Here is a 12,390-nt window from a genome sequence, read left to right as displayed (position 1 = left end):
CCGGACCACACCGATGCCCCCCAAGACGAAACTGTCCTGCCGCAACGTTTGGAAACTATACGGGCCAAACGCTGAAGCGCTGTTGAAGCAAAACCCCAACCCGTCGGCGGATGACATCCGTGATGCAGGTTTGATTGGGGCCGTGCGCAACGCCAATATCGACATCGCGGAAGGCGAGATCTTTATCATTATGGGGCTGTCCGGGTCGGGGAAATCGACTTTGGTTCGTTGCCTGTCGCGCTTGATTGAACCCACTGGTGGTGAGGTCATTTTTGACGACGCTGATCTGTTACGTGCAAACGACAAAGAACTGATTGAAATTCGACGCCACAAGATCGGCATGGTGTTCCAGCATTTTGCATTGCTGCCACATCTGACCGTCTTGCAGAATGTGATGTTCCCTCTGACCATTCAGGCCACACCAAAAGCCGAGGTCGAAACGAAGGCTCGCGAAGTGGTGGAACTGGTTGGTCTGAAAGGGCGCGAGGATTACTATCCGCGTGAGCTGTCCGGCGGCCAGCAACAGCGTGTGGGTATCGCCCGTTCGCTGGTGACCGAACCCGATCTGTGGTTTCTGGATGAGCCGTTTTCGGCCCTCGACCCCCTGATCCGGCGCGAGATGCAGGACGAGTTTCTGCGGCTTCAGGAACGCCTGCACAAGACCATCGTCTTCATCACGCACGACTTTGAAGAGGCTGTCCGCCTGGCAGACCGCATCGCCATCATGAAAGATGGCGAAGTGATTCAGATCGCCACTCCGGAAGAGCTGGTGATGCACCCTGCCACGGAATATGTGGCTGAGTTCACAAGACATATCCCGCGTTCGAAGGTTCTGACCGTCGGCGGCGTCATGACCCCCGGCGCCGCAGGTGAAGGAGAGCCAATTGCGCAATCTGCCCGCGTTTCTGACGTGGCCGAACGCATCATCGCCGCCGATGCGCCGATCCCTGTTGTGGATGCGGAGGGGCAACCCGTGGGAGCGATTGATCGCAAAGCTGTTGCGCATGTACTATTCGGCGACGGAGATGCGGCATGATCCGGTTGAACCGGGCGCAGGCCATTGCTCTGGCCCTTGTTCTGATCACAATCGTGCTTGGGTACTATGGCCGCGATCTGGGCAAAGCGCTGGATGCGCGTTGGCTGACCAAGTTCCCCTCGGCCTGGGTGATCCCGTTCAAGACCTATATTTCCTCGGCGATGACGTGGCTGATCGAGGACGCTGCCATCGGGCCCGTCTCGTTCACCGATGTCACCCGCGCCATCGCGTGGATGATTGAACAACCTTATAATCTGGTGCTTGCCTTATTGGCGGACGGGTTTGTCAGCGGTCAGGGCAATGACGCGCAGGTCATCCTGCCTGCGATCAGCTGGATCGTTGTGATCACCGCTGTCATCGCTTTGGGACAATATTGTCGTGACTGGGCACTTGCCGCATTGGTCGGGGCCTGTTTCATCTATCTCGCTGTCTTCGGGCAATGGGAAAGCGCGATGGTGACGCTGGCCTCGGTCCTGATCGCGGTGCCGATTGGAGCGGGCGGAGGGCTGCTATTGGGTATCCTCGCCTATCGCCATCCGCTGTTCGAAAAGATCATCTCGCCCATTCTGGACCTGATGCAGACGATTCCGATCTTTGCCTATCTGGTGCCGATCCTGTTCATGTTTGGCTTTGGTCCGATCTCGGCTTTGGTTGCCACGATTATCTACGCCACGCCGCCAATGGTGCGGATCACCACGCTGGCGCTCAAGGGCGTGGACCCCGAGATCCTCGATTTCGGTCGCATGGCTGGCACGACCCAGCGACAGTTGATGTGGCGCGTGTTGGTGCCATCGGCCAGCCACAGCCTGATGGTGGGCGTCAATCAGGTGATCATGCTGACGTTGAACATGGTTATCATCGCGTCGATGATCGGGGCTGGGGGGCTGGGCTTTGACGTGCTCGCTGCACTGCGCCGTCTGGACATTGGCGCGGGGTTCGAGGCCGGGATTGCCATTGTAGTATTGGCCATCGCTGTCGATCGTCTCAGCCAGGCATTTGCCGAACGCATGGGGCAGGTGCATCACGAACAACCGGGCTCGTGGGTTGCGCGCCATCGCCGGACTGTTTTGGTGTTGATCCTGTTGGTTGTGACCTGGGTGCTGGGTCAGTTCTCGCCGCTGCTGTTGGAGTATCCCGACAGCCAGACAATCACCACGGGCGCGTTCTGGGATAACACCGTCGAGTATCTGAACGTCAACTATTTCGACGTTTTCGAGGCGATCAAGGTCTTCTTCCTCACGTGGTTCATGATCCCGATAAAGACGGTTCTGCTGGGCATCCCGTGGCCGTGGGCCATTGCAATGCTGACCCTGTTGGGCTGGCACGCGGGCGGCTGGCGGCTGGCGCTGCTGTGTGGAGGAATGGCCTCTCTGATCCTTGTGTCGGGCCTGTGGTCCAAGGCGATGGTGACGGTCTATCTGTGCGGAGCCTCGGTGATCCTTGCTACGCTGATCGGGGTGCCTCTCGGGGTACTGGCGGCGTTGAACAAACGCGCCGGAGCGGTGATCAACCTGCTGATCGACACGCTGCAAACCCTGCCCAGCTTTGTTTATCTGATCCCCGTTGTGATGTTGTTCCGGGTAGGAGATTTCACTGCGCTGATCGCAATCGTCCTTTATGCGCTGGCCCCAGCCGTGCGCTATGCGGCACATGGTGTGCGCTCGGTCAGTGAGGAACTGATTGAGGCCGGTTTGGTTTCCGGCTGCACCCGTACGCAATTGCTGCGCCATATCCGCCTGCCCATGGCGCTGCCTGAGATTCTGCTGGGCATCAACCAAACCATCATGTTGGCCCTGTCGATGCTGGTCATCACTGCACTCGTCGGTACGCGCGATCTGGGGCAAGAGGTCTATATCGCCCTGACCAAGGCAGATACGGGCAGGGGTCTGGTCGCGGGTTTGGCCATCGCGTTCATCGCCATCATTGCCGACCGCCTTATCAATGCAGGTGCCCGTCAAGCCCGCATCCGCTTTGGACTGGAGAGTTAAGATGAGCCAATCCGATCTGATGACCCGCATCCGCGCCCTGCCGATCTGGCAAGGTGAGATCAAGACCGCGCCTCTGACCGGCGGTATCACCAATGTGAACTACAGAGTCACCGATAGCAGCGGATCTTATGTGGTGCGTGTGGGGGACGATATCCCGCTGCATCAAGTCATGCGGTTTAACGAACTGGCCGCCAGCAAGGCCGCCCATGCGGCGGGTTTGTCGCCAGCGGTTGTACACTCGTCAGGCGATCTGACGGTGCTAGAGTTCATCGAAAGCCGCACACTGACCGAGGAAGATGTTCGCAACCCGGATATGCTGCCGCGCGTGCTGGAATTGGTTAAGGCGTGCCATACCGAGGTACCGAAGCACCTGCGCGGTCCATCGCTGGTTTTCTGGGTGTTCCACGTCATCCGCGACTATGCCGCGACACTCACTGAACGCGGCAGTGCCCATTCAGCGCTGATCCCTGACCTGATCGACGCAGGCGCTACGTTGGAACGCGAGGCCGGGCCGTATGACATGGTGTTTGGCCATAACGATCTGCTCTGTGGAAACTTTCTGAACGACGGCAATCGCCTTTGGCTGATCGACTTCGACTATGCCGGATTCAATTCGTCGCTTTTCGATTTGGGTGGGTTGGCTTCAAACAATGGTCTTTCCCCCGAACAGGAAGACTGGGTGCTTGAGACCTATTTCCACGCTCCCGTCACCGACGATCTGCGCCACCGTTATACGGCGATGAAATGCGCCTCGCTTCTGCGGGAAACCATGTGGAGCATGGTGTCCGAGATCACCTCGGACATCGAATTCGACTACGCAGCCTATACGGCCGAAAACCTCGCGCGGTTTCGCGCAGCCCTTTCCGATTTCAAAAATACCTGAGGACAGACATGACCGACCTTCCGAAAACAGCCAAAGCCGTCATTATCGGCGGCGGAATCATCGGCTGCTCGACCGCCTACCACCTGGCCAAACTGGGCTGGACCGACACGGTGTTGTTGGAGCGCAAAAAGCTCACCTCGGGCACCACCTTCCACGCGGCAGGACTGGTAGGGCAGCTGCGTTCGAACGCGAATATTACGCAGCTGCTGGGTTACTCGGTTGATCTGTATAACAAGATCGAAGAGGAAACTGGGCTTGGTACCGGCTGGAAGATGAACGGCGGACTGCGTCTGGCCTGTAACGAGGAGCGCTGGACCGAGGTGAAACGTCAGGCCACCACCGCGCATTCCTTTGGTTTGGATATGCAGTTGCTGACGCCGTCTGAGGCGCAGGAACTGTGGCCGCTGATGGACGTCTCGGACGTGATCGGCGCGGCTTATTTGCCAACCGATGGACAGGCGAATCCCTCGGATATCACTCAGGCACTGGCCAAAGGCGCACGTATGGCCGGTGCAAAGATTTTCGAGGACACAAAAGTCACCGATATCGAAATCGAAGACGGCAAGATCCGTGCGGTAATCACGGAACATGGCCGGATCGAATGCGAAAAGGTAATCTGCTGCGCCGGGCAGTGGACCCGCACTTTTGCCGGGCGCTTTGGTGTCAACGTGCCGCTGGTGCCGATGGAGCATCAGTATATGGTCACCGAACCTTTTGATGTACCGTCCCACCTGCCAACCCTGCGCGACCCGGATCGCCTGACCTACTACAAGGAAGAGGTCGGTGGCCTGGTTATGGGCGGCTATGAACCGAACCCAATCCCTTGGGCGACTAAAGGGATTCCGCAAGGGTTCCACTACACCTTGCTCGACAGTAATTTCGACCATTTCGAACAGTTGATGGAGTTAGCGCTGGGACGTGTTCCTGCGCTGGAAAACGCCGGCGTCAAGACGCTGACCAACGGGCCGGAAAGCTTCACGCCAGACGGCAACTTCATCATCGGCGAAGCGCCCGAGTTGAACAACTTCTTCGTTGGCGCAGGCTTCAATGCCTTCGGCATTGCCGCTGGTGGCGGGGCGGGCATGGCGCTGGCTGAATGGGTCCACAAGGGAGAACCCCCCTTTGATCTGTGGTCCGCCGATATCCGCCGCTTTGGCCGCCCGCATTTCGACACCGATTGGGTGCGCACCCGGACCGTCGAAGCCTATGGCAAACATTACACAATGGGCTGGCCGCATGAGGAGCACGACTCGGGTCGCCCCTGCCGCAAGTCACCGCTCTATGACACGCTGAAATCGCAGGGCGCGTGTTTTGGTGAGAAACTGGGTTGGGAACGCCCGAACTGGTACGCGGATGCGTCGCTGGGAGAGACCGCCAAAGATGAATACAGCTTTGGTCGCCAAAATTGGTTCGATGCGGTGGGCCGCGAACATAAGGCCGCGCGTGAGGCGGCGGTGCTGTTTGACCAGACCTCATTTGCCAAATTCGCGCTGAAAGGCCCCGATGCGCTGGCGGCGATGAATTGGATCTGCGCCAATGATGTCGACAAGCCTGTCGGCGCGTTGGTCTATACTCAGATGCTGAACGACAAGGGCGGGATTGAATGTGACCTGACCGTTGGTCGAGTGGCACATGATGAATTCTACATCATCACTGGCACTGGCTTTGCCACCCATGATTTCGACTGGATCAACCGCAATATCCCGGAAGGCATGAACTGCCAGCTGTTCGACATCACCTCATCGAATGCGGTGTTGTCGCTGATGGGACCAAAGGCGCGGGATATTCTGGCGGCGGTGACGCGAGATGATGTTTCGAATGACGGGTTTAAATTTGGAACGATCCGCACAATCGGCATCGCCGGTTGCCCGGTCAAGGCGCTGCGCGTCACCTATGTGGGTGAGCTGGGCTGGGAACTGCATCTGCCAGTGGAATATGCCCAAACCGTTTATGCCGCGCTGATGGAGGCGGGCGCGTCTCATGGTCTGGTGAATGCAGGATACCGCTCTATTGAATCGCTGCGGCTTGAGAAGGGCTACCGCGCATGGGGCTCGGATATCGGGCCGGATCATACACCGTTCGAAAGCGGGCTGGGCTGGGCCGTCAAGCTGCGCAAAGATGTGGACTTCAAAGGCCGTGCCGCATCCGAAAAGCAGAAAGCAGAAGGCGTCGAAAAGATGCTGGCCTGTTTCACGGTTGATCCGGATATCGTTCTGTTGGGTCGGGAAACCATCTATCGCAATGGCGAACGGGTCGGTTGGCTGACCTCGGGCGGGTATGGCTATACCATCGGGAAATCGATTGGATACGGTTATATCCGTAACCCCGAAGGCGTTGATCCAGAATATGTCACGTCCGGAGAGTATGAATTGGACGTAGCCACCAGAAGAGTACCCTGTCAGGTGACTTTGCAGCCACTTTACGACCCTAAGATGGAACGCGTGAAGGTCTGAAGCCCCGAACGTGATCCGTAATCTATGCGGTATGCAAAAGCCAGTGGCGAGGCACATTCGTGCCCCGCTTGGTGATTGGCTGACAGCGGAAAAATGGCGTGAAAACAGCCCGAAAATGACGCCCGGACCGTTTAATGTAGCTGATACTGATCGTGTCATGTTCCCCATTGCAACTGATGAAACCCGTCATCAAAAACAACGCAGAAACATCCGTCTGAAAGGATTGAAATGGTCGTCGCACATACGCTGAAGGAACATGCCATTCAGATGGCTGACATTGCGTCGTCGTCTGCGATGCGGTTTTTCCGAGGATCTCTGGGTGTCGAGTTCAAGCTGGATGAAAGCCCTGTGACGCAAGCTGACAAAGCGGTTGAAGCCGAGGTTCGGTCCTACCTGAACCAGCACTTTCCCGAGCATGGGGTCTTTGGCGAAGAACACGGGCAAGAGGCAGGTGATGGTCGGCACATGTGGGTCATTGACCCAATCGACGGAACCCGGTCATTTCTGTCCGGGCATCCTTTGTTCGGGTTCCTGTTGGCACATCTGGTTGATGGGCAGCCTCAGTTAGGCTTGGTCGGAATGCCCGCTTTGAATGAGGTGTATGTGGGTGTCATTGGTGAAGGGGCCGCTCTGAACGGTGAACCCATACGGACCTCGCAACAAAAGCGTTTGGATCAATCTATTCTATACGTAAACGAGGGGGACAAGATCCATCGCGATCACCTGGACCTATTCAACCGTTTGATGCAGGCCGGGCAGACGCGTCGGTTTGCCTATGACTGTTATCCGCATGCGTTGCTGGCCGCAGGGCATGTGGACGCTGTAGTGGATTATGACCTGCAACCCTATGACTACTTGGCGGTTGCGCCGCTTATTGCGGCAGCTGGTGGTGTGATGACCGATTGGCAGGGCAGGGCGTTGACACTGGAGTCAGATGGCGCGGTCGTATCGGCGGCAACCCCTGATCTGCATGCAGATCTTCTGAAACTTATCAACACATAGTCAGTAAAAAGAAGGCCCGGCACTGTGGCCGGGCCCTTCCGTTTTTTGCTTATTCGGCAGCGATGGCTTGTTCAGAGCCAGCGGGTTTCGCAATCGGGCTCCATTCCAGATCACCTGTGTAACGCCAAGCCAGATCACCATTTTCATCCATTGCGATCAGGTGAAGCCAGCGGTTGTCAAACAGGGCTTTGACATTCGCATGCCGTTTCAGAATGTCGTTCATGGCTTCACGCGGCGCTTCGATTACAACGGACAGGCGCAGAGGATCATGCTGGAACGCTTCGCCATCATGGACCGATTGCCAAGGCAGCCCTGGGCGTAAAGCACCTCCGTTCCCCTCGACAACACCAATCCCGCCGACCACGTTGTGCAGCAGCTTGTTGCCACCGCCAAACAAGCCCGGCGCGACGGACGACCCGTAATACTGCAGGCTGATCCAGCTTGCCACGACCACCGGGGCGGTCATGATCAACTCAAGCACGCCAAACCCATCATCTGAACGCCAGTCATAGCTATGCAGAAAGGACAGTCCGGCCAATCCGGTCCCATCGGTCCGGCTGCGTGGGGCCGCAATAAAGGCCCGGCAACCTGCCAAACCCCATTCAGGCCGAAGTTCGGCCCAATCCTTGGCACGGCGGGCGATATCGTCACCTCCGTTGGCACGAGGCAACCGCGCCGAACGCTCGGCGCGCGCCAGGCGTCCGGCTTCATTCAGCCAGGCTTTCAATTTGGCGATCTGCGGGGCCCACAATCCTGCCGGATGGTCCTGATCAAACAGGGTGACGTCATCCGTCGTCGTATTGTGCAGCGCTGGAAGGAACAGCGTGTCAGCGGGGATGTCGATCCCTTTGCCCCGCAGACCCTCGCGCACCTGGTTGTCGTTCAGGAGGCTGGCCAGAAGCCGGGCGCTGACGTCCCCTGCATGACCACCGCAGGCACCGCACTGCAACGCGCTTTCATGGGGGTTGTTGGTGACGTCCGCCCCATGTCCTGCCAGCATCACGATACGAGCAAAATTCCCCGTCAGAGACATAGCGCCCAGGATGGCCTTAGCGGTATCGATGCGCGTGTTCAGATCCATCGAAGGATCCAGCTTGGGTGCAGGATCAAACTTGGTTTCCTTGCCACTGGCTGCCAGCGAGTCCCGAAGCAATTTACCTGCGTAGATCGGCCCGGTCGCTTCGACAAAGGCAAAGGATGAAACAGCGGCCAGCTTGAAACGCCCCCAAGCACGTTTCGCGCGGGCCGTGTAGCGCCGGTCGAGATCGGACAATGTGTCTTCTGCTGCTTTAGATGTCACATTGGGGTTCAGAAGAACGGGCCCCCGCAGCTCGGTCACGTCTGATCCTGCGCATTTATGCGCGCTGGCCAACCCAAAGAACCCGGCAAAGCCTATGGTTTCAATGCCTGCATCCTGTGTTTCCAGCGCCCTGCGGAAGACCTCGGACCGGACGTCAATACAGAACGCGGCCTGAACCATGGGGCGGCCTTCGGTTTTTCTTGGCTGAGATCCGGACAAAGCCTGCCCCAACTTGCGCTGTTGTGCCCGTTCAGCGGCATCTTGCAGAATGGCGTCAATCACCATGTCACGGGACGGTGTGATCGGCGTTTCGTGCACTGCGATGGTCTCCGACCAACGTGACGTAATCTGATCGCGGTACTGGTGGAACAGCGCCTCTTCAAACACCATCCGAATGGCAAGTAGTTCAGCCGTTGTTGTGTCGGTCTGTCCCTGAAGCTCGGCCTGCCACAACAAGTAGCGCGCATATTGTGCCCAACCGCCCAACGTGATCAGCCAGCGATGAAAGGTTGTTCCGGCCGCCTCTGGCGTCACGCCCAGCGTTTCCGCGGCCCGTCCGATGGCCCGCCATTGAGAACGGTTGGTGGCCGCCACAAATGCGCCAAAGCCCTTCAACCCATTGATTTCCGGCGTAAGGTCGCGCGAGGCGAACTCCCGCCATGCGCTGAATGCACCGCCAGCGCGGCTGGGCTGCCACAGGGCCTGGCCTTCGTCGAAATGACTTGCGGCCCAAGCTCCGATACGTTCTTCGATCAGACCCGGCCAGTCGATGCCCGACACGTCGGCGGCGAGATCCGCAACTGTTGGCAACGGGGCAAGAGGTGCCGCGTCCGTGGTCAAAGCAGCCGTTACATCTTCCAGCCTTGGCGGATCAAAGCGGCTTTCGACATGAGAAATTGCCTCGACCAGATCACCGTCAACCATCTCGCCGGTCTTCAGCTTTTCGGCCATGGCTTGCCGGTCAGGTGTGATGCGTACACCGGCGACACGACCAAGGCGCGCAGCTGTCACGGCTAGGGTGTCTTCAGTCTGTCCCAGGAAGGGGTTTACGGCGACGTTGGCCGCCAGCGGAAACAGAGGAGGGATCTGACGCACAGCGTCATTTGCAATCGCGACCAGTTCCAAAAGCGGAGCAGGATAGCTTTCGTGTTTCATATACATGTCTGATCCCCTTTTCATACAGACCGCCGCGTGGACCATCCGTCCAGCAGCCGATCAAAGATTGCGTTGGCATAAAGCCCGTTGGACAGATGCACCCGGATGCCAGCCGCCGCAGGATGCGAGGCCCAAAGCGGGAAGGTTGACTGAGCCAGTGCCACTGCACCAAAGCTGATGAGCGCCAGTAAGATCAGTGCCCATTCCAATGGTCCCGCAGCGGGTGTGGGTGGCAAAGTTCCGGCGGTCAGATGCTGCGCTGCAATTTGCAGAACGAAGTAGCTGACAGATGTTGCTCCGGCATAGATGACGGTGCGGCGGGTCAGGGCTCCGGGGGCTGCATCGGCAAATCCCTGCGCCAGCAGATAAGCGACGCCGAAGATCAGGATAACGCCCAGTGCGATGGCCTGAACCGATTTCCCATCGATCCCGAATACCGAAGCCACCGCGCCGTAGATCAAAATGCCGGTTGCGAAAGCCAGCAATACGTTGCGTGCGCTTGGCACAGCCACTAGCCCCGGCCGACGGATCGCCGCAACGTTGCGCACGGCTTCGCCGGCGCTTAGGAAGGCATGCGCTTTATAAAGTGAGTGCGCCACGATGTGCAGCAGCGCCAACGGGAACAGTGCCAGCCCGCATTGCATGATCATGAACGCCATCTGAGCGATTGTGGACCATGCCAGAGACGTCTTTACCGCTGGTTGTGTCAGCATCACCAGCCCGCCAAACAGTGCAGTGAACCCGCCCAGCATGACCAGCAATGCCATGATGCCCGGTGCAACCAGCATCACATCAGCAAAGCGGATCAACAGGAACCCACCGGCATTAATCACGCCTGCGTGCAGCAGTGCTGACACCGGTGTCGGTGCTTCCATAACCTCGGTCAGCCAGCCATGAACAGGGAACTGAGCCGACGCCAGCACGGCGGCCACTGCGATCAACAGGGCCGCAACAATTGTCACCACGGTTGGCTGTGCGGATGACAGGATCGTGGCGATATCGGTTGTTCCGTAGCCGATGATCAACAGGACTACGGCCAGCGCAAGTGCGGCCTCGCTAAGCCGCGCCACAACCGCCTTTTTGCGCGCTGCACGCTGTGCCGTAGTGCGTTCCGGGTAGAACAGCAGCAGTTGATGCAGCGCCAGGCTTGTTGCGATCCAGGCTGCAAGAAGTTGAGTGAGGTTGCCGGACATGACCAGCAAAAGAACGGAAGCAAGCGCAACGGACATCCATCCGGTGAAGGCGCCCTGTTTCTGTTCCCCATCCATGTAAGTCGCTGAATAACGCAGGACGATCCAGCCAATAAAGCTGACCAGAACCAGCATCGTGGCGCTTACCGCGTCCAACCGTACTGACAGTCCGACGCCCCAGAACCCGATCAGTGCCGATGTTCCGGATCCATTCGCAATCAGCAACACTGCAGATAGCGCAGACACAGCAAAAGCTGCCAACGCAGCCCATTCTGCGATTTTAGGTAAGTTGCCCGGGCGCATCCCCGGATGACGGCTGCAATAAAAAGCCGACCCTAAAAAGATCAGCGGACTCAGGAGGGGTAGAAGCAAATAGCTCATGCGTGTGTCCCTTGACGTTCGATACTGACTCGAATTGTTCAAGGAGACATATTTCGCGTGCCATCATATGAAAAATACATTGTTTGATTAATTATGTTCGGTTAGATAGAACGATATGCCGCTTAACTATCATCATCTCCGCTATTTCTGGGCGGTTGCCCATGACGGCAATCTGACCAGGACTGCACAACGTTTGAATCTGTCACAGTCCGCCTTGTCCGTGCAGATAAAGGAATTGGAAGATCGCCTTGGCCATCCCCTGTTTGAGCGCAGAGGCCGCAAGCTGCACCTGACCGAAGCCGGACATATCGCGCTGGACCACGCAGATGCGATTTTTGCGACAGGCCAGGAACTTGTGGCAACCTTACAGGATGAAGGAAACACGCGGCAGGCGCTGAGGGTGGGGGCGCAGTCTACCCTGTCGCGGAACTTTCAGATTCGCTTTTTGCGACCCATTTTGGCGCGTGTTGATGTCGAGGTCATCTTGAGGTCTGGCAGTCCAAGTGAGTTGCTGGAAGGGCTGGAAACGTTGAATTTCGACTTGGTCCTCATGAACCACGAACCCGCGAGTGACAGCCTGACCAGCTTTGTCACTCATCATCTGGCCGAACAACCAGTGAGTATCGTTGGAACCCCGGATCGCCTTGATCCGACGCGCCCGATACGGGATCTGTTGGAAGAACAACCTTTCATCCTGCCCACAACCAACAACAGTGTTCGTACTGCGTTTGACGCTATGGCCAGCCGCATGTCGGTACGGCCTCAGGTAGCTGCCGAGGTGGACGATATGGCCATGATGCGGCTTTTGGCGCGCGAGGATATCGGCTTGGCTCTGGTGGCTCCGATCGTTGTTCAGGATGAGCTGAACTCGGGCCGTTTGGTCGAGGCAAATGAGCATCCGAAGATCAAGGAAAACTTCCACGCAATTACGTTCAAGCGCAGGTTCCCTAATCCCTTGGTGCAGGAGCTTTTGTCACACGGACCAGACACGTAGGCCAATAT

At 57.7% G+C, this 12,390-nt stretch carries 8 protein-coding genes; 6 read left to right on the top strand and 2 right to left on the bottom strand.

All coding sequences use genetic code 11. The features are described 5' to 3' along the window. The first annotated feature begins 13 nt into the window (after window positions 1-13). The 5 genes from GS646_RS19990 (at window position 14) to GS646_RS19970 (ending at window position 7,362) form a co-directional block, all read left to right on the top strand. On the top strand, window positions 14-1,036 hold the full coding sequence (locus tag GS646_RS19990) for a glycine betaine/L-proline ABC transporter ATP-binding protein (RefSeq protein ID WP_171647181.1): 1,023 nt from the start codon (window positions 14-16) through the stop codon (window positions 1,034-1,036). Further along, window positions 1,033-3,024: a proline/glycine betaine ABC transporter permease gene (locus tag GS646_RS19985; protein WP_171185435.1), complete on the top strand. Its 1,992-nt coding sequence runs from the start codon at window positions 1,033-1,035 to the stop codon at window positions 3,022-3,024. Before GS646_RS19990 ends, GS646_RS19985 begins: the two co-directional genes overlap by 4 nt. A 1-nt stretch (window position 3,025) precedes the next feature. Then, window positions 3,026-3,907, top strand: a complete 882-nt coding sequence (locus GS646_RS19980) for a phosphotransferase (RefSeq protein WP_171185437.1) — start codon at window positions 3,026-3,028, stop codon at window positions 3,905-3,907. A gap of 8 nt (window positions 3,908-3,915) precedes the next feature. Then, window positions 3,916-6,360, top strand: a complete 2,445-nt coding sequence (locus tag GS646_RS19975; RefSeq protein WP_171647184.1) for an FAD-dependent oxidoreductase — start codon at window positions 3,916-3,918, stop codon at window positions 6,358-6,360. 228 nt (window positions 6,361-6,588) lie between these two features. Then, window positions 6,589-7,362: an inositol monophosphatase family protein gene (locus GS646_RS19970; RefSeq protein ID WP_171647187.1), complete on the top strand. Its 774-nt coding sequence runs from the start codon at window positions 6,589-6,591 to the stop codon at window positions 7,360-7,362. A gap of 49 nt (window positions 7,363-7,411) precedes the next feature. Here GS646_RS19970 and GS646_RS19965 read toward each other — a convergent pair whose 3' ends face one another. Together GS646_RS19965 and GS646_RS19960 are read right to left on the bottom strand one after the other, a co-directional pair. Continuing rightward, complete coding sequence (locus GS646_RS19965; RefSeq protein WP_171647189.1) at window positions 7,412-9,823, bottom strand: YbcC family protein; 2,412 nt, start codon at window positions 9,821-9,823, stop codon at window positions 7,412-7,414. A 14-nt stretch (window positions 9,824-9,837) separates the two neighbouring features. Further along, window positions 9,838-11,388 (bottom strand): proton-conducting transporter membrane subunit, encoded by a 1,551-nt coding sequence (locus tag GS646_RS19960; protein ID WP_171647191.1) that lies wholly within the window; start codon window positions 11,386-11,388, stop codon window positions 9,838-9,840. A gap of 115 nt (window positions 11,389-11,503) precedes the next feature. On the opposite strand from GS646_RS19960, the gene GS646_RS19955 reads away from it, so the two are divergent. Continuing rightward, window positions 11,504-12,382, top strand: coding sequence for a LysR family transcriptional regulator (locus GS646_RS19955; RefSeq protein ID WP_171185446.1), 879 nt, complete (start codon window positions 11,504-11,506; stop codon window positions 12,380-12,382). Window positions 12,383-12,390: the final 8 nt, after the last annotated feature.

This window comes from Ruegeria sp. HKCCD4315 (assembly GCF_013112245.1).
GTDB lineage: Bacteria > Pseudomonadota > Alphaproteobacteria > Rhodobacterales > Rhodobacteraceae > Ruegeria.
Note: the sequence above shows the minus strand (reverse complement) of the source record. Positions and strands in the feature narration are given on the sequence as shown.

Coding starts and splice junctions, on each gene's coding strand:
- GS646_RS19990 (WP_171647181.1), top strand. CDS start 14: ATGCCCCCCAAGACGAAACTGTCCTGCCGCAACGTTTGGAAACTATAC.
- GS646_RS19985 (WP_171185435.1), top strand. CDS start 1,033: ATGATCCGGTTGAACCGGGCGCAGGCCATTGCTCTGGCCCTTGTTCTG.
- GS646_RS19980 (WP_171185437.1), top strand. CDS start 3,026: ATGAGCCAATCCGATCTGATGACCCGCATCCGCGCCCTGCCGATCTGG.
- GS646_RS19975 (WP_171647184.1), top strand. CDS start 3,916: ATGACCGACCTTCCGAAAACAGCCAAAGCCGTCATTATCGGCGGCGGA.
- GS646_RS19970 (WP_171647187.1), top strand. CDS start 6,589: ATGGTCGTCGCACATACGCTGAAGGAACATGCCATTCAGATGGCTGAC.
- GS646_RS19965 (WP_171647189.1), bottom strand. CDS start 9,823: ATGTATATGAAACACGAAAGCTATCCTGCTCCGCTTTTGGAACTGGTC.
- GS646_RS19960 (WP_171647191.1), bottom strand. CDS start 11,388: ATGAGCTATTTGCTTCTACCCCTCCTGAGTCCGCTGATCTTTTTAGGG.
- GS646_RS19955 (WP_171185446.1), top strand. CDS start 11,504: ATGCCGCTTAACTATCATCATCTCCGCTATTTCTGGGCGGTTGCCCAT.